The sequence below is a fragment of the Streptomyces sp. ICBB 8177 genome, assembly GCF_003144095.1.
Classification (GTDB): domain Bacteria; phylum Actinomycetota; class Actinomycetes; order Streptomycetales; family Streptomycetaceae; genus Streptantibioticus_D.
In genome coordinates this window covers 407,030-426,052 of the sequence record NZ_NSKH01000002.1, presented here as the reverse complement: position 1 = coordinate 426,052, position 19,023 = coordinate 407,030, and the positions used below count along the sequence as shown (strand labels likewise).

At 71.8% G+C, this 19,023-nt stretch carries 17 protein-coding genes and 1 tRNA gene; 8 read left to right on the top strand and 10 right to left on the bottom strand.

Going from position 1 to position 19,023, the window contains the following annotated elements; translation table 11 throughout:
• Nucleotides 1–104: 104 nt before the first annotated feature.
• Entirely contained in the window at nucleotides 105–971 is an 867-nt protein-coding gene (locus tag CK485_RS02325; RefSeq protein WP_199239202.1) for a ScbR family autoregulator-binding transcription factor, read from the bottom strand.
• A gap of 140 nt (nucleotides 972–1,111) precedes the next feature.
• Here CK485_RS02325 and CK485_RS02320 point away from each other — a divergent pair, with 140 nt between their 5' ends.
• Nucleotides 1,112–2,110 (top strand): ScbA/BarX family gamma-butyrolactone biosynthesis protein, encoded by a 999-nt coding sequence (locus CK485_RS02320; protein ID WP_109446259.1) that lies wholly within the window; start codon nucleotides 1,112–1,114, stop codon nucleotides 2,108–2,110.
• Nucleotides 2,111–2,221: 111 nt separating this feature from the next.
• Nucleotides 2,222–3,268 (top strand): NAD-dependent epimerase/dehydratase family protein, encoded by a 1,047-nt coding sequence (locus tag CK485_RS02315; protein ID WP_109446257.1) that lies wholly within the window; start codon nucleotides 2,222–2,224, stop codon nucleotides 3,266–3,268.
• A 157-nt stretch (nucleotides 3,269–3,425) separates the two neighbouring features.
• Here the strand turns inward: CK485_RS02315 and CK485_RS02310 are convergent, their stop codons facing one another.
• A complete protein-coding gene (locus tag CK485_RS02310) occupies nucleotides 3,426–3,893 on the bottom strand; it encodes an ATP-binding protein (RefSeq protein WP_109446255.1) in 468 nt (155 codons plus the stop codon).
• 159 nt (nucleotides 3,894–4,052) lie between these two features.
• Here CK485_RS02310 and CK485_RS02305 point away from each other — a divergent pair, with 159 nt between their 5' ends.
• The 4 genes from CK485_RS02305 to CK485_RS30000 all read left to right on the top strand — a co-directional run bounded on the left by CK485_RS02305 (nucleotide 4,053) and on the right by CK485_RS30000 (nucleotide 8,274).
• The gene (locus CK485_RS02305; RefSeq protein WP_109446253.1) at nucleotides 4,053–4,907 is read left to right on the top strand and encodes a helix-turn-helix transcriptional regulator; all 855 of its coding nucleotides are present in this window, start codon (nucleotides 4,053–4,055) and stop codon (nucleotides 4,905–4,907) included.
• On the top strand, nucleotides 4,904–5,113 hold the full coding sequence (locus CK485_RS02300) for a DUF397 domain-containing protein (protein WP_109446251.1): 210 nt from the start codon (nucleotides 4,904–4,906) through the stop codon (nucleotides 5,111–5,113). The genes CK485_RS02305 and CK485_RS02300 overlap by 4 nt, the downstream gene beginning before the upstream one ends.
• A 20-nt stretch (nucleotides 5,114–5,133) precedes the next feature.
• Complete coding sequence (locus tag CK485_RS02295; RefSeq protein WP_241968072.1) at nucleotides 5,134–5,316, top strand: DUF397 domain-containing protein; 183 nt, start codon at nucleotides 5,134–5,136, stop codon at nucleotides 5,314–5,316.
• A 390-nt stretch (nucleotides 5,317–5,706) separates the two neighbouring features.
• On the top strand, nucleotides 5,707–8,274 hold the full coding sequence (locus CK485_RS30000; protein WP_275124584.1) for a transglycosylase domain-containing protein: 2,568 nt from the start codon (nucleotides 5,707–5,709) through the stop codon (nucleotides 8,272–8,274).
• 330 nt (nucleotides 8,275–8,604) lie between these two features.
• On the opposite strand, the gene CK485_RS02285 is transcribed toward CK485_RS30000, so the two are convergent.
• The 7 genes from CK485_RS02285 to galU form a co-directional block, all read right to left on the bottom strand.
• Nucleotides 8,605–8,678, bottom strand: a tRNA-Ala gene (locus tag CK485_RS02285).
• Between the two features lie 49 nt (nucleotides 8,679–8,727).
• The gene (locus CK485_RS02280) at nucleotides 8,728–9,636 is read right to left on the bottom strand and encodes a hypothetical protein (RefSeq protein ID WP_109446247.1); all 909 of its coding nucleotides are present in this window, start codon (nucleotides 9,634–9,636) and stop codon (nucleotides 8,728–8,730) included.
• Between the two features lie 145 nt (nucleotides 9,637–9,781).
• Entirely contained in the window at nucleotides 9,782–10,393 is a 612-nt protein-coding gene (locus tag CK485_RS02275) for a GNAT family protein (protein WP_109446245.1), read from the bottom strand.
• Complete coding sequence (locus CK485_RS02270; protein WP_109446243.1) at nucleotides 10,390–10,920, bottom strand: MogA/MoaB family molybdenum cofactor biosynthesis protein; 531 nt, start codon at nucleotides 10,918–10,920, stop codon at nucleotides 10,390–10,392. Before CK485_RS02270 ends, CK485_RS02275 begins: the two co-directional genes overlap by 4 nt.
• Nucleotides 10,917–11,429 carry a cyclic pyranopterin monophosphate synthase MoaC gene (gene moaC, locus CK485_RS02265; RefSeq protein ID WP_109446241.1) on the bottom strand — a complete coding sequence of 171 codons (513 nt, stop codon included), beginning with the start codon at nucleotides 11,427–11,429 and terminating at the stop codon, nucleotides 10,917–10,919. Before moaC ends, CK485_RS02270 begins: the two co-directional genes overlap by 4 nt.
• 52 nt (nucleotides 11,430–11,481) lie before the next feature.
• Complete coding sequence (gene glp / locus CK485_RS02260; RefSeq protein WP_109446239.1) at nucleotides 11,482–12,786, bottom strand: gephyrin-like molybdotransferase Glp; 1,305 nt, start codon at nucleotides 12,784–12,786, stop codon at nucleotides 11,482–11,484.
• Complete coding sequence (galU, locus tag CK485_RS02255) at nucleotides 12,783–13,694, bottom strand: UTP--glucose-1-phosphate uridylyltransferase GalU (protein ID WP_109446237.1); 912 nt, start codon at nucleotides 13,692–13,694, stop codon at nucleotides 12,783–12,785. Before galU ends, glp begins: the two co-directional genes overlap by 4 nt.
• Before the next feature lie 110 nt (nucleotides 13,695–13,804).
• Between galU and CK485_RS02250 the strand changes: the two genes are divergently transcribed.
• Nucleotides 13,805–14,431, top strand: a complete 627-nt coding sequence (locus CK485_RS02250) for a 5-formyltetrahydrofolate cyclo-ligase (protein WP_241968071.1) — start codon at nucleotides 13,805–13,807, stop codon at nucleotides 14,429–14,431.
• On the opposite strand, the gene CK485_RS02245 is transcribed toward CK485_RS02250, so the two are convergent.
• A complete protein-coding gene (locus CK485_RS02245) occupies nucleotides 14,421–17,210 on the bottom strand; it encodes a penicillin acylase family protein (RefSeq protein WP_109446233.1) in 2,790 nt (929 codons plus the stop codon). The two genes, CK485_RS02250 and CK485_RS02245, sit on opposite strands and share 11 nt — an antisense overlap.
• 266 nt (nucleotides 17,211–17,476) lie before the next feature.
• Here CK485_RS02245 and CK485_RS02240 point away from each other — a divergent pair, with 266 nt between their 5' ends.
• Entirely contained in the window at nucleotides 17,477–19,012 is a 1,536-nt protein-coding gene (locus tag CK485_RS02240) for a potassium/proton antiporter (protein ID WP_342673448.1), read from the top strand.
• The last annotated feature ends 11 nt before the right edge of the window (nucleotides 19,013–19,023 follow it).

Genomic DNA, 19,023 nt, shown 5'->3' with positions numbered 1-19,023 from the left:
GCCCTTTCCCGTGCGAGCCATTGCCGTAGGAGCCGTTGCCGTACGAGCCGGGAGGCGCGCCCCAACTGGGTGGCCGGGCGGGCGAGTCGGTGCAGCCGCCGGGGTCAGCGCATCCCGGCGGCGGGCGCCGCGAGCGCCCCGGCCCGCGCGGTCCGGTGACCGGTGCGCCGCCTGACCTCGCGGTTCGTCGCGGCGCCCTCGACGCCCTGGACCTCGTCACCGGTGGCAGGCCCCGCGAGCCCGCCGCCGTAGGCGCTGTGCTCCCGCGCCGCCGCGACGCGGGGGGCGTCGCCCTCGTCGCTGTCGTCCGCCTCGTCCGGGTCGTCGTCCGCGGCCCGGGCGGCCTGCCGCTCCAGCACCAGCCGCCCGCGACCGGGGTCCGCCGACAGATGCGGAAGCAGCCCCGGGATCGCCAGTGAGGGCAGCAGGTACTTCCACAGCGTCGCGATCCGCTCGGGCAGGTCGAGCCGGTCCGGGTCGTAGACCTGGGACAGCAGTTGGGTGCCGATGAACGCGCCCTGGATCAGCTGGGTGACCTCCTGCGGATCCACGGTGGACAGCAGTTCGCCCTCGTCCCGGGCGCGCAGCAGCAGGTTCTCGATGATGTCGGCCGGGCCCCGGTATGCGGCGGACGACGCCTTGTAGGAGACCTGCTCGACACTCAGGCGTACCGCGGCGCGCACCACGACGTCGCTGCGCAGCCGTTCGGCGAAGGCCAGGGAGACGTCGATCAGCGACTGGAGTCTGACCTTGTTCTCCGGCGGTACGAGGGCCTCGTTCTGCAGGTCCACGACGGCGTCGGCGATGGCTTCCTTCGACGGGAAGTGGAAGTAGAGCGCGCCACGGGTCAGTCCACTGCGGGCCAGAATCTCGGTGGTGCTCGCCCCCTCGTACCCGAGCTCGTCGAAGACGGCGGCTGCCGCCTCCAGGATCATGCGCCGGGTCCTGACCGCCCGCGCCTGCCGCGCCATGTGAGCTCCTGAACCTTTGATAACAAAACTGGCTTGTCTGTATCTTAACGATGGCATCCGTCGCTGATCAGTGAGGAAACGCCACGGTCAGCGAACGTGCTGGTTGTTTCTCACCCCCGCAGAGACAGGTAAATCCAAGCATGCAGCCATCGGGCGTTACCACGGTCGGAATACCTTTGCCGCGCGAGCCGCACGCAGACGACACCGAGCCCCCCGGCGGAGGGACGCAGTCCGATTCTCCCCACCCGGCACGGCTGACGACCACCGTCCCCCGACAATACGTGCACCGGGCGGCGGTCAGTGAAGTCCTTCTCACCGACTGGGAACACGACGGGGAGGCCGGATTTCTCGTCACTGCCCAATGGCCCCGAGGACACGCTCTTTTTCGGCCAAGGTTCGGACAGCAGGATCCCCTCCTCATCGCCGAAACGATCCGGCAAGGCGGAATGCTGCTGACACACGCCGCATTCGGTGTACCGCTCGGATACCAGTTCCTTTTGCGCGATTTGACGTACACCTCCATACCCGGCGCCCTCGCCGTCGAGCCGGTACCGAGCGAGGTCGACGTTCGCTTCACGTACCGGGACCTGGTGCGACGCGGCAAGCAGTTGTCCTCCATGCGCTATCACGCCGAACTGTGGATGGGCGGACGCCGGGTGGCGACCGGGAACTCCAGTTTCAAAAGCACGTCGCCCGCCGTCTACCAGCGAATACGTGGCGACCGACCGGTCACGGCCAGCGAGCCGCCGCCACCCGGGGTGGATCCGGCCGTCGTCGGCAGGGTCGACCCGGCCGATGTCGTGCTGTCCGCGCGCAACGCCGGCGCGCCGCACCGCTGGCAGGTGCGCGCCGACACCGGGCACCCGGTCTTCTTCGACCACCCCACCGACCACATCCCCGGCATGGTGCTGCTGGAGGCCGCCCGGCAGGCGACCCAGGCCGCGCTGTGGCCGGTACCGGTGCAGGCCGTCGCGTTGTCCATCGACTTCGCGCGGTACGCGGAACTGAACGCGCCCTGCTGGGTGGAGGCCGAACCGGGCGGGACCGCCGCAGACGGCTCCACCCCGGTCCTGGTCACCGGACACCAAGAGGGTAGAACCGTTTTCACCGCCCGCGTCACCGCCCAGCCGCTGACCTGATCCGCCCGGACCCGGAAAGCGAGGCCGTACGACCTGGAGGACAGGCAGGCGTACGGTCCACGGGGACCGGTCCGGACCGGCACACTCGTACGCTCATCAGAACGGGGACCCATGCCCGGCACGACCACCGGCGGCACCTCGCGGGCCGCCCAGCACGCCATCCAGCACGCCGCATCCGACGCCCCCCTCCTCGACGGCACCGCGATCACCGTCACCGGAGCGGGCGGCTTCATCGGCGGCCACGTCGCCCGGCTCGCCGTGGCGGGAGGACCGCGCCGCCTGCGCCTGCTGGCGCACCGCGCCCCCGTCGCCGCCCACCCCACCGGAGCCGACACCCCCGATCCCTCCCCCCGCGACCACACGGTCGTCCGGGGCGACCTCACCGACCCGGCGTCGTTGCGCGGGCTGTGCGACGGCACCGACGTCCTGATCCACTGCGCCTCGCTGATCGGCGGCGGCGCCGAGGAGTCCGAGGCGGTCAACACCGAGGGAACCCGCGCCCTGCTGGCCGAGGCCGCGCGGGCGGGCGTAGGCCGCGTCGTCTACCTCAGCACCGCCTCCGTCCACGGCCGCGGCCCCTTCCAGGCCGCGCGCCCCGGCGACCTGCCGTACGCACCGGATTCCGTCACCTCCCGCACCCGGGCCGAGGCGGAGCGGGCGGTGCTGGACGCGGGCGGCATCGTGCTGCGCCCGCACCTGGTGTACGGCACCGGGGACCGCTGGGTCGGGCCGGGCCTGGCGACGCTCTCACGCGCGCTCGGCGCCACCGTGGACGGCTGGCGCGCCCGGCTGTCGCTGGTCGAGGCCGGCGACCTGGCCCGCGCCCTGCTCGCCGTCGCCACCGCCCCCGCCGAGCGCCTGACCTCCCGCGTCTACTACGCCAACCACCCCGAGCCGGTCACCGTGGAGGCGCTGCTGCGCGAGGTGACGGCGGTGACCGGGCAGGAGTGGCCGGCGACGGACCTGCCGTACGCGCGGGCGCTGGAGCGGCTCCAGGAGCGAGGCGGAGGCGCGCACCACCTGGACATGGTCGCGGTGGACCACTGGTTCGACAGCGAGCCGCTGTGGCGGGACACCGGCTGTGCCCCCGGCCCCGGCTTCCCGCAGGCCTTCGCGCCGCACGCGCAGTGGTACGCCCGGGCACTGCGCCGCGACTGAGGCCCGCGCGCCGCGTTCGCCTCCAGGTCTGCGCTCCCGGCCCCCCGACTGCTGCCCGCCCGGCCCTCGTTCAGCGAACGCGGAAGGCAGCGGGGGCGGCCGGCGGGGCAGGCCCGCGCACTCGGCCCGTACGCCTTCCCGTGCCCGGTGCGCCGGGTCAGGTGTCCGCCGCCAGTTCGCACCACACGGTCTTCCCCGGCGGCTCGTCCGTGACGCCCCAGCGGCTCGCCAGCGCGGCGACGAGCAGCAGCCCCCGGCCGCCCTCCGCCTCGGGCGGCACCGTGTCCGGCCCGTGAGCGGGCGCGGGCCTCAACTCCGCCCGCGCGTCCGTGACTTCCACCCGTACCGTCCCGCCACCCACCGTCAGACGCAGCAAGAAGTCCCGCCCCGGCACCCGTCCGTGCAGCACGGCGTTCGTCGCCAGCTCCGCCACCAGCAGCGCGCAGTCCCGCGAGACCACGCTGTCGTACGGCCAGCCCCACGCGGCGAGTCGCTCGGCCGCCATCTGCCGGGCCAGCCGGGCGCCCCGCCGGGTCGGACTCAGCTGAACGGCGAACCCGCGTACCCCGGCGGCTCCTTCGGCCGCCGGGGTCGTGTCTCGTGCGTGGGCGATCTCGGTATTCATGTCACTCAGCGTGTCCGCACGGATCTACTCTGACCAGTGATGAGGGTGGTACGTGGCGTGATCTGTACAGCCGCTGCGGGCGGTTGTACGGGCGGGCGGGCGTACCTGTCGCGGGGAGACCGGCGTTGGAGATGAATCGGGCATTACGGGAGGCGTCACATGGCGACCGGAGCCGGGCGATCGAGCAGCGGCACGGAGGAACAGGGCGTGGACGAGGGCACGTTGGAGGTTCTCAGGACGGTCGGCAAGCAGATCAAGCTCTGGCGTGAACGCGCGGGCCTGACCCAGGCGGAACTGGGCGCGCGCATCGGCTACGGCGAGGACCAGGTCTCCTCGGTCGAACGCGGCCGCCGCGTGCCGAAACCGGAGTTCCTTGAGGCGGCCGACGACGTTCTCGGCGCGGGCGGCTTCCTCAAGGCGATGACGGAGGACATCAAGGAGGCGCGGTACCCGAAGAAGGTCCGCGACCTGGCCAAGCTGGAGGCGGAGGCGGTCGAGATCGGCGCCTACAGCAACCACAACATCCAGGGCCTGTTGCAGACGGAGGACTACGCGCGGGCGCTGTTCCAGATGCGCAGGCCGTCACTGCCGGAGGACATGATCGAACGCCAGGTGGCCGCCCGCATGGCTCGCAAGGAGATCTTCCAGCGCTGGCCCGCGCCCATCCTCAGCTTCGTCCAGGAAGAGGTGACGCTACGCCGCCCGCTGGGTGGGAAGATGGTGCTGCGCAGGCAACTCGAACACATCCTGGAGATCGGCCAGTTGCGCAACGTGGAGATCCAGGTGATGCCGACGGACCGCGAGGACCACGCGGGCATGGGCGGTGAGATCCTGCTACTGGAATCCGCGAACGGCCCCAAGGTGGGCCACGTAGAAGGCCAGCTGTTCAGCCGGGCGGCGGCCGACCGCAAAGAGGTCCGCATCCTGGAACTGCGGTATGGGATCATCCGGGCGCAGGCGCTCACGCCACGCGAGTCACTTGCGTTCATCGAGAAACTGCTGGGAGAGACATGACCATGAAGCCCTCCGCCGCCGAGATTACTGGCCTGGCGTGGTTCAAGAGCAGCCACAGCAGCAACGATGGCCCCGCCTGTGTCGAGGTAGCCACCGCCCCCGACGCCATCCACGTCCGCGACTCCAAGGACAAGCAAGGCCCCCACCTCACCTTCACCCCCACCGAATGGAACGCCTTCATCGCGTTCGCGGCCGAGCAGGGCTGACCACACCCACCGGAGGAGCCATGACCGACCTGGAATGGTTCAAGAGCAGCTACAGCAGCAACGACGGCCCTGACTGCGTCGAGGTAGCCACCGCCCCCGACGCCATCCACGTCCGCGACTCCAAGGACAAGCAAGGCCCCCACCTCACCTTCACCCCCACCGAATGGAACGCCTTCATCGCGTTCGCGGCCGAACGGGGCTGAGGAGGCGGCGGCGCCAGGCGCCGCCGCCCTCGTCGCGCGCCTTCGGCACGTATGCACGGTTTGCGCGGTCCGTTACGTATACGCGTAAGCGCCTTGTTCGCTCCCACGCGGGACGCGGTTTCGGGTAGGTTCCGGAGGTTCGGCGGGCCGGGGTGAGCAAGGGGCGCACGGACCGCGTACAGCATGCGGGGCTAGAGTCCCCCTGCGAAGACCCGGAGGGAGACCGACATGCCGCCACCGCAGCAGCGCATCGAGCAGGCCCGTAGCGGGCCTTCCTGAGCATGCCCCCGGTGACGAGCCGACGTCGCGTACGAGACAGCCGGGAGCCCGGGCAGGTGTTCAGGGTGAACACGGCCGGTGCTTCCCGCTCGACCGAAGGTAGTACAGAACATGAGTGAGCGCCGCAGAAACGCCCCCCGCGGCAACGACCCGCGTGGCTTCGAGGGCGGCCGCCACGGCGGGCACGCGGGTGACGGGCGCAGCAGCATGGGAGCGGAGGGTCCGAGGCCGACCCGCGCGGAGATGCGCAGGGCCGCGCAGGCCGCCAACCGGCGCGGTGGGCGCCGCAAGGCGGGCAGCGGTGGCGGCGCCGGCGGGGCGACCGGGCCGGGCCGGACACCGCCGGGCAAGAAGCGGTTCATCGACTACCCGCGCTGGGGCAAGCAGGGCTTCCGGCGCTGGGTGCCGTCGTGGAAGCAGATGCTCGGCATGACGGTCACGTTCTTCGGCTGCCTGGTGGCCGCGTTCGGTATCGCCTACATGATGGTGTCCATCCCGCCGGTGAATCCCAGCACGCAGTTGCAGAACAACATCTTCCAGTGGGCGGACGGCTCGCAGATGGCGAGCGTCGGCCAGGTCAACCGGCAGAACGTCGAACTGTCGCAGGTTCCGCTGAAGGTGCAGTGGGACTTCCTCGCGGCGGAGAACTCCACGTTCTACAGCGACTCGGGCGTGGACCTGAGGGGCATGGCGCGCGCGGTGGTCGACATGGCCAAGGGCGGCGACGTGCAGTCCGGTTCGACGATCACCCAGCAGTTCGTGAAGAACGCGTACCTGAACCAGAACCAGACGGCCACCCGCAAGCTCAAGGAGATCATGATCTCCCTGAAGATCGGGGTCAGCCACAAGCTGTCGAAGGACGACATCCTCCAGGGCTATCTGAACTCCAACTACTACGGACGCGGCGCCTACGGCATCCAGGCCGCGGCGCAGGCGTACTACCGCGAGGACGTCAAGAACCTCACCGTGAGCCAGGGCGCGTTCCTGACCGCCACGGTCAACGAGCCCAGCGTGATGATGAACGCGGACTCCGACCCGGCCGCCAAGGCCGCGGCGACGGCCCGCTGGAAGTACGTGATCCAGCGGATGCAGAAGATCGGCAAGATCTCGTCCTCCGAGGAGCAGCAGATCCTGGCGGCCGGTTTCCCGACGCCGAAGCCCGCGCCGGTGGCCAACGGGATGAGCGGGCAGGTGGGTTACCTGGTGCAGCTGGCCGAGAGCTACGTGGAGCAGCACGCCCACATCACCGACCAGCAGTTCAACCAGGGCGGCTACACGATCACCACGACCTTCGACAAGAAGAAGGTCAACGAGCTGAGCTCGGCGGTCGCCGCGATGGAGAAGAAGAACCTCAACCCGAAGGTCCGTTCCGCCGACAAGGACGTCCAGGTGGGCGCGGCCTCGGTCGATCCCACCACCGGCGCGATCGAGGCGATCTACGGCGGCGCGGGGTACGACAAGGGGTACTACGTCGACAACGCCAACAGCACGGGTGTGCCGGTCGGTTCGACGTTCAAGCCGTTCGACCTGGCGGCGGCCATCGACCACGGCGCGGTGCTCTCACCGGGCGCGGCCCCGTCGCCGATCAGCCCGGACAGCAAGTTCCTGGGCAACGACGGCATCGAGATCAAGAACCAGCAGGGCCAGTACATCCAGGACAGCACCGACCCGACCGGCCTGCTGCACCAGCACAACGACGTGAACACGAAGTGGGGTTACATCACGCTGCGGAAGGCAATGGAGCAGTCCGTCAACACCCCGTACGTGCAGCTGGGCGAGTACACCGGGTACGACACCGTGGAGAACGAGGCGCTGGCGGCGGGTCTGCTGCGCTCCAGCCTCCAGTACGACACGGCGGGCTTCTACATCGGCACCTCGACGCCGTCGCCGATCCGCATGGCGGACGCGTACGCCACGTTCGACGACAACGGCATGCACCACGAGCCGTACTCGGTGACGAAGGTGCTCTCCGGCGGGCAGCAGCTGCCGGGCTTCACGCCTCCGGCGGGCACGCAGGCGATGCCCGCGTCGACCGCGAGCAACGTCAGCGACGTCCTGCAGGACGTGGTCAAGTACGGCACGGGCACCAACGCCCAGGCGATCGGGCGCCCGGCGGCGGGCAAGACCGGTACGACGGACGACTACAAGTCGGCCTGGTTCATCGGCTACACGCCGCAGTTGTCGACGTCGATCGCGATGTTCAAGGAGAACCCGACCAGCGGCACGCTGCTGTCGATGGAGGGCGTGGGCGGCTACAGCAAGGTGTTCGGCGCGGACATGCCGACGCAGGTGTGGACGGACTACATGGGCGCGGCGCTGGCCGGACAGCCGGTGGAGAACTTCCCGCCCCCGGCCCAACTGCCCAAGGGCGACGACGAGAACGGCGCTCCGCTGCCGACGCCGAGCACCTCGATCACCCCGAGCAACACGCCGTCGCACACCCCGAACCCCGGCCAGAGCAACCCCTCGCCGTCCACGACCCCGTGCAGCCAGCGACCCGGCGGCTGCAGCAGCCCGCCGCCGTCACACACCCCCGGTGGTGACAACGGCGGTTGGGGCGACGGCGGCCTCCTGGGCGGCCAGGACGGCGGCACAGGCCCGAGCCCGTCGCAGTCCCAGACCCCGGGCGGCGGCGCGGGAGGCGGCAAGGGCAACGGCGCCGGAGGCGGCACCGGCTGACCCCGCGCGAAAAGGCCCCGGCCCCCGCTCCAGACGATGGACGGGGGCCGGGGCCTTTTCCCCACCACGGCGGCGTCCTGGCCGGCCGAGCGGCGCCGGCCGGCCCGGAAACACGGAAGTCCCGCCGAACCCGTGGTCCGGCGGGACTTCTCACGCGGCGGGCATGCTCATCCCCCGACCCGCCCCCGCCGACCCGAAAAGGGCGCCCCCGGTCGGCCCGACAGGGGGGGTGCGGGTGGCGAAGCCCCCGCCCGCGGCGAAGCCGCGGAAAACGACACAGGCGACGCGGCTCGCGTTTTCCGCGAGCACACGCCGCCTATCGACTGTGTGTGGACCTGAGGGGATTTGAACCCCTGACCCCCTCGATGCGAACGAGGTGCGCTACCGGACTGCGCTACAGGCCCTTGCAACGAGGAAAACTCTACCAGCTCCGCGCCGGTGGTCGTGACCAGGTCACTCGTTGGCCGCTCGGGGGCGGTCCGCGTACTGGTCGAAGAGCGGGGTGCGGTCGCGGCCGGGACGGGGGCGGGCCGCCTCGGGGGCCGCCGGGCGGGCGGCGGGCGCCGGGGTACGCGGGGCGACGGGGGCGGTGACGTACGTGGGCAGCGGGACCGGGACCGGCTCCCAGCTGTCGTCGGGGGCGACCTGGGCGTGCTGCTGGTCGACCCACTCGGCGTGGTCCGTCTGCTCGACGACCGCGCTGTGCGACGGCGTGTGCGGGTGCGCGGCGGGGGCGGGCTCCGGCTGCGGGGCGGGGGCCGACGGCTGCCGGTCGCGCAGGCGTCGGGCGGCCTCGGCGGCACGGCGCTGGTCCATGGTGAACTCGAAGCGCCGCCGCTCCGCCCGGCGCAGGTGCGCGATGTAGAAGGTGAGCAGGACGCCCGGGGCGGCCGGTGCCCACAGCCAGCCCAGGCCGCCCACCCCGGCGGCGATCGCGCCGGCGGTGAAGGCCAGGAACAGCACGATGGTGGTGCGGCGGCGCCGCGCCATCACCCGGGCCCGGGCGGCCGTCATGGGCAGCCGGCGCGCCTTGGGATCGCCCGGGGACGGGGACGCCGCCACCGGCGCCGGGCCGATCTCGGTCACCGGGACCGCCTTCGCGCGCACGTCGACGTCGACGGCGCCATCGTCGTCGACGTCCTCGACGGCTTCCGCGTCGGGTCCGGCGTCGTCGTGCGGACCGCGCGATCTCGCGTACCGGCGCTCCATCGCGGCGCGTCCGGACAGCAGCCGGATGGCCGTGGAGAAGCGTTCCGTCGGGCGCGCCTCGTTCAGTTCGTCCTGCCTACGGAGCCACATCGGCACCAAGTAGGCAGCCCAGGCCCCGACGATGACTGCGTAGATGAGGCCGCTACTGCTCACGGCAACACGGTAGGGGCCTTCCGCGTGACCCAACAGCAATTTCACGCGGTGTGTCGCACGATCTGGCTGATAAGTCGAGCATTTTTTGTGACTGTTGCCCGGCGACGGCGCCGAATGCGGCCATTCAGAGCAATTATTCGAACGTTTATTTTATTTTCGCGGAACGGTGCCACCGCTCCAGCAGGCTCTCGGTCACCTCTTCGGCCGTCAGCGCGTAGACCAGGTGGTCCCGCCAGGCACCGTCGATGTGCAGATAGCGCGGGCGCAGGCCCTCCTCGCGGAAACCGAGCTTCTCCACCACCCGGCGGCTCGGGCGGTTCTCCGGGCGGATGCACACCTCCAGCCGGTGCAGGCCCACCCGGCGAAAGCAGTGGTCGACCGCGAGGGCGACGGCGGTCGGCATCACGCCCCGGCCCGCCACCGACTGGTCCACCCAGTACCCGACGTGGCCCGAGCACATCGAGCCCCACGTGATGCCCGCGACCGTCAACTGGCCGACCAGGCGGCCCTGGTACTCGATGACGAACGGCAGCATGCGGCCCCGGCTGGCCTCCCGCCGCAGGTGCCTGACCATCTGCCGGTACGTTGGCCGCTGGACGAAGTGGCCGGGCGGGGCGGGCGGGACGGTGGCCTCCCACGGGCGCAGCCAGTCGCGGTTGCGGCGGTTGACCTCACGCCAGACGCGCTGGTCGCGCATCCTTATCGGGCGCAGCCGGACGTCACCGTCCGTCAGTTCGATGGGCCAGGATCCGTTCAGCTCGGTCTCCCGGGGGAAGGGTGGTCGCCGCCGCGGATCTGGTCGACGGCGTGGGACAGCAGCGGGGCCAGGACGGCCAGCCCGTCCCTGACGCCTCCGGTGGACCCGGGAAGGTTCACCACCAGGGTGCTCCCGGCGACGCCCGCGAGGCCACGGGAGAGCGCCGCGGTCGGCACCTTCTCCCGGCCTGCGGCGCGGATCGCCTCGGCGATGCCGGGGACCTCGCGGTCGATGACCGCCCGGGTCGCCTCCGGGGTGCGGTCGGTGGGCGACAGACCGGTGCCGCCGGTCGTCACGACGACGTCGTACCCGGCGGCGACCGCCTCGCGCAGCTCCCGTTCGACGGGCGGGCCGTCCGGTACGACCCGGGGGCCGTCCGCCGCGAAGCCCAGCTCGCCGAGGGCGGCGACGACCAGCGGGCCGCCGCGGTCCGGGTAGACGCCCGCGGACGCCCGGTTGGAGGCGGTCACCACGAGGGCGCGGTACGGCGACGAGCGGTGCGGCGACGGCGCCGCGGTCCCGCTCACCTCAGCTCCCCCGCGCCCGCCTCCCGCGCCCAGTCGCCCGACTTGCCGCCCGTCTTCGACTCCACGCGCACGTCCGTGATGGTCGCGCCCTTGTCGACCGCCTTGACCATGTCGATCACGGTCAGCGCGGCGACGCTGACCGCGGTGAGCGCCTCCATCTCGACACCGGTGCGGTCGGCCGTGCGCACGGTCGCGGCGATCTCGACGGCGTCGTCGGCCACCGACAGGTCCAGCGTGACGCCGGACAGCGCGATGGGGTGGCACAGCGGCACCAGGTCGGGGGTGCGCTTGGCGCCCATGATCCCGGCGATCCGCGCGGTGGCCAGCGCGTCCCCCTTCGGCACGCCCTCCCCGCGCAGCAGTTCCACCACGCGGGGCGCCACCAGCACCCGGCCCGTGGCGCGCGCGGTGCGGGCGGTGACGTCCTTGGCGGTCACGTCGACCATGCGGGCGGCGCCGGCCTCGTCGAGGTGGGTCAGGTGTTCAGGTGGCGTCTGGGGGCTGTTCATCGTTCTCCCGGTGCGGTCCTGTGACCGCCACCGTACCCTCGGCCATCCGGCGTCACGTGAGCAGGACCACGTCGACGTCCGCGTCCGCGGCGACCTCCGTGACGTCCTCCGGCACCACGATCAGCGCGTTGGCCCGCGCCAGGGCCGCGATCAGGTGCGACCCGGAGCCGCCGACCGGCCGCACGGTGCCTTCCGCCGCCTCGTACCAGCCGCGCAGGAACTGCCGCCGTCCCTTGGGCGATCCCTCGATCGCGGCGGTGCAGCGGGCGGTCACCGTCTCGCGGTGCGCCGGCTCCAGGCCCATCAGGGTGCGGATCACCGGGCGCGCGAACAACTCGAAGGAGACGTAGGCGCTCACCGGGTTGCCGGGCAGCGCCAGCAGCGGCACGTGCTCGGCGCCGACCAGGCCGAAGCCCTGCGGCTTGCCCGGCTGCATGGCGAGCTTGCGGAACTCCACTCCCCGGCCGCCGAGTCCGGCCCCCTCACCGAGGGTCTCCTTGACCACGTCGTACGCGCCGACGCTGACGCCGCCGCTGGTGACGATGACGTCGGCGCGCACCAACTGGTCCTCCAGCGCGTCCCGCAGCGAGTCGGCGTCGTCGGCGACCGCGCCGACCCGGTAGGCGATGGCGCCCGCGTCGCGCGCGGCTGCGGCCAGCGCGTAGCTGTTGGAGTCGTGGATCTGGCCGTGGCCGAGGCTCTCACCGGGCGCGATCAGCTCGCTGCCGGTGGAGATCACCACCACCCGGGGCCGGGGCCGCACCCGCACCCGGGCCCGGCCCACGGCGGCCAGCAGCGCGATCTGGGAGGGGCCCAGCCGGGTGCCGGCCGTCAGCGCCAGCTCGCCCGCCGGGGCGTCGCTTCCGCGGGCGCGCACGTGGGCGCCGGGCCGTGCGGGGCGGTGGACGCGGACCTGGCCGGTGGCGCCGGAGGGGTCGGCGCTGTGCGCGCGCATCCCGGCCGCGGGGCCGCCGCCGGTGCCGCCGTCGGTCCACTCGACGGGCACCACGGCGTCGGCGCCGGGCGGCAGGGGGGCGCCGGTCATGATGCGGGCGGCCTGGCCGGGGTGGACGGTGGGCGGCGTGCCGTCGCCCGCGGCCACGTCGCCGATGACCTTCAGCACGCGGGGCGAGGCGTCGTCGGCGCGGGCGACGTCGGCGGAGCGGACCGCGTAGCCGTCCATCGAGCTGTTGTCGAAGGGCGGCAGGGCGACGGGGACGGTCACGTCGTCCACCAGGACGCAGCCCTGGGCGTCGAGCAGGTGCAGTTCGATGGGTTCCAGCGGCGTCAACTGCCGCAGGACGTCGGCCAGATGCTCGTCCACCGACCACGTACGGTCGCCGCTGCCACTGCTCACGCTTGCATGTCCTCCGAGACGAAACGGCGGAGCCAGGCACGGAAGTCCGGCCCCAGGTCCTCACGTTCGCACGCGAGCCTGACGATCGCACGAAGATAGTCGCCCCGATCGCCGGTGTCGTAGCGCCGCCCGTCGAAGAGCACGCCGTGCACCGGGCCGCCCGGGGTCTCGTCGCGGGCGAGTTCGCGCAGCGCGTCGGTGAGCTGGATCTCCCCGGAGCGTCCCGGAGGGGTCTGCTTGAGCACGTCGAAGACGGCCGGGTCGAGCACGTAGCGGCCGATGACCGCGTACGCCGAGGGGGCCTCGGCGGCGGACGGCTTCTCGACGAGGTCGGTGACGCGCACGATGTCGGACTCGTCGCCGGTCTTCTCCACGGCCGCGCAGCCGTAGAGGTGGATCTGCTCCGGCGGCACCTCCATCAGCGCCACGACGCTGCCGCCGAAGCGCTCGCTGGTGTCGATCATGCGGGTCAGCAGCGGGTCGCGCGGGTCGATCAGGTCGTCGCCGAGCAGCACGGCGAACGGCTGGTCGGCGACGTGCGGCTCGGCGCACAGCACCGCGTGGCCCAGACCCTTGGGGTCGCCCTGGCGCACGTAGTGCATGGTCGCCAGGTCGCTGGACTCGCGGACCCGGGCCAGCCGGGAGGAGTCGCCCTTGCGGGTCAGCGCCTCCTCCAGCTCGTAGTTGCGGTCGAAGTGGTCCTCCAGCGGGCGCTTGTTGCGTCCGGTGACCATCAGGACGTCCGAGAGCCCGGCGGCCACGGCCTCCTCCACCACGTACTGGATGGCGGGCTTGTCGACGACCGGCAGCATCTCCTTCGGCGTGGCCTTGGTGGCCGGCAGGAACCTGGTGCCGAGACCCGCCGCGGGGATGACGGCCTTGGTGATACGGGGACGTACCTGAGTCATGGGCCGACCATAACCGCTGCGGATGTGCCGCGGATGAACGCACGGGTATGAATAGCCTGTGCGTATTCGCAGGTCACAGTCGGTTGGCGGAACGCGCGGGGTGGACGAGGGTGAAGGGCATCGGCGACACGGACGGCATCGGCGGCGCGAACGGCAAGGCGGCGCTGCGCGCGCGGCTGCTCGCGGCGCGAAGGACCCTGGCGGCCGGGGAGCGCGAGGAGGCCGCGCGGGCGCTGGCCCGGCACGCGGCGGCGCTGCCGGAGCTGGCCGGAACGGGGACCGTCGCCGGGTACGTGTCGGTCGGCGGCGAGCCGGGGACGCGTGAGCTGCTGGAGACGCTGCGCGAGCGGGGCGTGCGGGTGCTGCTGCCGGTGCTGCGGGACGACAACGACCTGGACTGGGCGCGCTACGAAGGCCCGGGGAGCCTGGTGGCCGGGCCGCGCGGGCTGCTGGAGCCGTTCGGGCCCCGGCTGGGGCGGCGGGCGGTGCTGGCGGCGGGGACGGTGCTGCTGCCGGGAGTAGCGGTGGACGCGTCCGGCACCCGGCTGGGCCGCGGCGGCGGCAGCTACGACCGGGTGCTGGAGCGGCTGGCGCTGGCCGGGGCGCACCCGGTGCTGATGGTGCTGCTGTACGCGCACGAGGTGGTCGCGGCGGTTCCGAGGGAACCGCACGACCACCCCGTGCACGCGGTGCTCACCCCCGAGGGGGTCAGGCGCTTCGCGGCGCCTACGGCTTGAGCGTCAGGGTGTCCTTGGTCGCCGAGCCGACCGCGCTGTCCGAGAAGTCCCACGGCAGCAGCTTGCCCTCGGCCCACAGCTTGGTCTGGTCCGAGTAGTGGGCGTCGTAGGCATGGCCCGAGGCGCCGGTGAGGTTGATCCAGCGCGACTTGTCGAAGTCGGCGAGGTTGACCACCATGCGCATCGACGGCACCCAGGTGACGTCGTAGCCGGACGCGGCGTTCCAGCCGGTGGCGTCGACCGCCTCCTCACCGCCCGCCAGGTCCCACGGGCCGCGGTTGAGCAGCCACTTGACGATGTCGGGGCCGTCGGTGCCCAGCGTCTGGTTGCGCAGCGTCATCTGGTGCAGGCGGCTCCAGCTCCAGGTGTCGATGTCCTTGCCGAGCTTGGAGGTCAGCTCGTAGCGGGCGTCGTGCATGGCCTGGAGCAGCAGCTTGTCGCGGTTGTCCGAGGCCGTGCCCGTGGAGGTGGACGTGGCGCCGGGCGGGGTGGGGGTCGTGGTGTTGATGGTCGACATGTTCCACCACGCGTTGTTGGCGTCGGGGAGGATGTTGCGTACCACCTCGAACCACCGGTCGCCGCCGTCCGGCTGGGCGTCGGCCGGGTCGGCGGTGCCGCACTCGGTCACCAGGGTCTGGGTGCCGTTGAGGTTGTCCACCGGCCCTGAGTTGTTGGCCGGCGGCACCCTCAGGCACTGGCCCTGGGGCCGCAGTTCCTTCGGCATCTTGTTGCCGAACGCGAGCTTGAGCACGTTGCGCCAGACCGCGTTGAAGTACGCGGCGGCGGCCGAGTCGCCGTCCTGGTCGTAGTCCCAGCCCTGGAGCAGCTGCTGCGCCTCGCGCACGTACGGGTCGGTGACGTTCGCCTTCAGCAGGTAGGGCACCAGCAGCTTGGCGATCTCGCTGCTGTCGTCCATCTGCATGGACTGCATGTCGTCCATGGAGATCTTGCCGCCGCCCTGGAGCTTGGAGGCGATCAGGTCGTTGATCCGCTGGCTGCGGGTGCCGTACTCCCAGTCGTTCGTGATCAGGTACGGGTAGTCCTTGCCGACCACCGGCTGGTTGGCGGTGACGATGTAGCCCTGCTTGGGGTTCTCCTCCCAGGGCATCGCGGAGAACGGGACGTAGCGGCCGGTCCAGGTGTACGCGGGGTCCCAGCCGGGCGCCGGGTAGGTGCCGTCGTCGCCCTTGGGGCGGATCGGGATCTCGCCGGGCGCCTGGTAGCCGATGTTGCCCTTGGTGTCGGCGTAGATGAGGTTCTGCGACGGCACGTCGAAGTCCCGTGCCGCGTCCCGGAACTGCTGGAAGTCCGTGGCGCGGTCGATCTCGAAGACCGCGTCCATGGTCTTGCCCGGGGTCAGCGCGGTCCACTTCAGGGCGACCGCGTAACCGCCGGCCCGGTCGGGCGCGGAGTTGCCCACCGGCGCGGTCTTGCCGACATCGGCGAGCTGGTCGCTGTAGTCGGACACGAGCGGGCCGTTGTTGGTGGTGCGCACCGTGATGGTGCGCGGCTTGCCGCCCGCGACGTCGATGGTCTCCTCGCGGGTGGTGAACGGGACCTGCCTGCCGTCGTACAGGTACGTGGTCGGGGTGACCTTCTCCAGGTACAGGTCGGTCACGTCGGCGCCCAGGTTGGTCATGCCCCAGGAGATGTCCTGGTTGTGGCCGATGACCACGCCGGGCATGCCGGAGAAGGTGAAGCCGGTGACGTCGTAGGGGCAGGCGGCGCTGACCGTGCGGCAGTGCAGGCCCATCTGGTACCACAACGACGGCATCTGCGGGGCGAGATGGGGGTCGTTGGCCAGCAGCGGCTTGCCGGTGGTCGTGTACTGGCCGGACACCACCCAGGAGTTGGAGCCGATGCCGCTGCCGGACGGGCCGAGCAGGGCGGGCAGCTTGTTGATGGTGTCGGCGAGCTGGGCGAGCTGACCGCTGGTCTGCTCCAGCGCGGTCCGAGTGCCCGCGGGCGGCGTCGAGTCGGTGGTGGCGCCGCCGGAGGAGCCGGTGCCGGACGGCGGCACGAACTTCTGGCCGTCGTCGGTGACCGAACCGCCCTGGATGATCGGGCTGTTGCGGCTGTAGGGGTAGGACGGGTAGAGCTGCTGGATCTGCGCCGGGGTCAGGCGCGAGGTCATCAGCGCCCGGTCGATCTCGTCCTGCATGTTGCCGCGCAGGTCCCAGGCCATCGCCTTGAGCCAGGCGATCGAGTCCACCGGGGTCCACGGCTGCGGCTGGTAGTTGTTCTTCAGCCCCAGCACCGCGTACTCCACCGACAGCGCGGAGCCGTGGTGGTCGGCCAGGTAGGCGTTGACGCCGGCGGTATAGGCCAGCAGGTACGACTTGGTGGACGCCGACAGCTGGGTGTCCCACTCCTGCTGGGCGACCTGCTGCCAGCCGAGGGTGCGGATGAAGGCGTCGTTGCTCACCTGGCTCGCGCCGAACATCTCGGACAACTTGCCCTCGGTGAAGTGCCGCCGTACGTCCATCTCGTAGAAGCGGTCCTGCGCCTGCACGTAGCCCTGGGCGCGGAAGAGGTCCTGCGGGGTGTCGGCGTAGATCTGCGGGACGCCCTGGGCGTCGCGCATCACCTGCACCGTGCCGGACAAGCCCTTGAGCTGGAGGGTTCCGGTGGTCTGCGGGAAGGAGGCGCGGACCGTACTGACGCTCCAGTACGAGCCGTAGCCGATCCCGGCCACGAGCAGCAGCACCAGCACGAGCACGAGCAGACGTGCGCGGCGCCCCTTCTTCTTCACCGGCGGGGCGGAGGTGTTGGCGGGCATCGCTGTCCTTCGCGGGGCAGGGTGGACCGAAGTACTGGCAGCCACCATATGGGGCCCGGCTGGGAGCGGGGGAACGCGGTCCCGTCCCGAAGGACGGACGCCCGCGAGCCGAATTGCCAAGGGCAGGTAAAATGTTGAGGTAGGCAATCAACTGGCCGCCCGGCCCGCCCTGTTAACGGCCCGCCCTGTCGTGGAAGGACCGCACTCTGTCTGTCGAGCACCTCAACGAAGTCCTGCTGGTCTCCGCTCTCGTCCTGCTCGTCGCCGTGGCGGCGGTGCGGATCTCCTCCCGCAGCGGCCTGCCGAGCCTGCTCATCTATCTCGGCCTCGGCGTCGCGATCGGGCAGGACGGCATCGGTCTCAGGTTCGACGACGCCGCGTTGACGCAGGTGCTCGGGTACGCGGCGCTGGTCGTGATCCTCGCCGAGGGCGGGCTCGGCACGAAGTGGCGGGAGATCAAGCCCGCGGTGCCCGCGGCGGCCGTGCTGTCCACCGCGGGCGTCGCCATCAGCGTGGGCGTCACCGCGTGCGCCGCCCACTTGCTGGTCGGCCTGGACTGGCGGCAGGCGTTCATCATCGGCGCCGTGGTCTCCTCCACGGACGCCGCCGCGGTCTTCTCGGTGCTGCGCAGGGTGCCGCTGCCGGCCCGGCTGACCGGTGTGCTGGAGGCGGAGTCGGGCTTCAACGACGCACCCGTCGTCATCCTGGTCGTCGCCTTCTGCACCGCGGGCCCGGTCGACCACTGGTACGTGCTGGTGGGCGAGATCGCCGCGGAGCTGGCCATCGGCGCCGCGGTCGGCGTCGCCATAGGCAAGCTGGGGGCGCTCGCGCTGCGCCAGGTCGCGCTGCCCGCCTCCGGCCTGTACCCGATCGCGGTGATGGCGCTGGCGGTGCTGGCGTACGCGGGCGGGGCCCTCGCGCACGGCAGCGGCTTCCTCGCGGTCTACCTGGCGGCGCTGGTGCTGGGCAACGCGGCGCTGCCGCACCGGCCGGCCACCCGCGGGTTCGCCGAGGGCGTGGCGTGGCTGGCGCAGATCGGCATGTTCGTGCTGCTGGGCCTGCTGGTCAACCCGCGCGAGCTGGGCGAGGACATCGTGCCCGCGCTGGTGATAGGCGCGGCGCTGACCGTGGTGGCGCGACCGGTGTCGGTGGTGGCCACGCTGACGCCGTTCCGCACGCCATGGCGCGAGCAGGCGCTGCTGTCGTGGGCCGGGCTGCGCGGCGCGGTGCCCATCGTGCTGGCGACCATCCCGATGGTGCACGACGTGCCGCACTCACGGCAGATCTTCAACATCGTCTTCGTGCTGGTGGTCATCTACACCCTGGTGCAGGGCCCGACGCTGCCGTGGCTGGCCCGGCGGCTGCGGCTGGGCGAACCGCAGGCCGCCTCCGACCTGGGCATAGAGTCCGCCCCGCTGGAGCGTCTGCGCGGCCACCTGCTGTCGGTGTCGATACCCGAGCGCTCCCGTATGCACGGCGTGGAGGTGGCGGAGCTGCGGCTGCCCACCGGCGCCGCGGTCACCCTGGTCGTGCGGGACGGCAAGAGCTTCGTCCCCGGACCGGCGACCGTGCTGCGGCGCGGCGACGAACTGCTGGTCGTGGCGACCGACCCGGTGCGCGACCACGCCGAGCGCCGCCTGCGGGCGGTCGGCGCGGGCGGCAAGCTGGCGGGCTGGCTGGGCGCCACAGGGGATCCGGACAGCCCGGCCGCGGGCGGATCGTCGCCGCTGGGCCGGGCGGGACGCGGGCGGGCGCCGCGGTCACCGAGGTCACACCGCATATCGCCGGGCGGGCGCCGCTGAGACCGATATCA

What these genes read in the sequence shown, in the direction of transcription:
- CK485_RS02305 (WP_109446253.1), top strand. Translation starts at nt 4,053, where the DNA reads ATGGCGACCGGAGCCGGGCGATCGAGCAGCGGCACGGAGGAACAGGGC.
- CK485_RS30000 (WP_275124584.1), top strand. Translation starts at nt 5,707, where the DNA reads ATGAGTGAGCGCCGCAGAAACGCCCCCCGCGGCAACGACCCGCGTGGC.
- CK485_RS02300 (WP_109446251.1), top strand. Translation starts at nt 4,904, where the DNA reads ATGACCATGAAGCCCTCCGCCGCCGAGATTACTGGCCTGGCGTGGTTC.
- galU (WP_109446237.1), bottom strand. Translation starts at nt 13,694, where the DNA reads ATGACTCAGGTACGTCCCCGTATCACCAAGGCCGTCATCCCCGCGGCG.
- CK485_RS02245 (WP_109446233.1), bottom strand. Translation starts at nt 17,210, where the DNA reads ATGCCCGCCAACACCTCCGCCCCGCCGGTGAAGAAGAAGGGGCGCCGC.
- CK485_RS02315 (WP_109446257.1), top strand. Translation starts at nt 2,222, where the DNA reads ATGCCCGGCACGACCACCGGCGGCACCTCGCGGGCCGCCCAGCACGCC.
- CK485_RS02310 (WP_109446255.1), bottom strand. Translation starts at nt 3,893, where the DNA reads ATGAATACCGAGATCGCCCACGCACGAGACACGACCCCGGCGGCCGAA.
- CK485_RS02295 (WP_241968072.1), top strand. Translation starts at nt 5,134, where the DNA reads ATGACCGACCTGGAATGGTTCAAGAGCAGCTACAGCAGCAACGACGGC.
- CK485_RS02320 (WP_109446259.1), top strand. Translation starts at nt 1,112, where the DNA reads ATGCAGCCATCGGGCGTTACCACGGTCGGAATACCTTTGCCGCGCGAG.
- CK485_RS02325 (WP_199239202.1), bottom strand. Translation starts at nt 971, where the DNA reads ATGGCGCGGCAGGCGCGGGCGGTCAGGACCCGGCGCATGATCCTGGAG.
- moaC (WP_109446241.1), bottom strand. Translation starts at nt 11,429, where the DNA reads ATGAACAGCCCCCAGACGCCACCTGAACACCTGACCCACCTCGACGAG.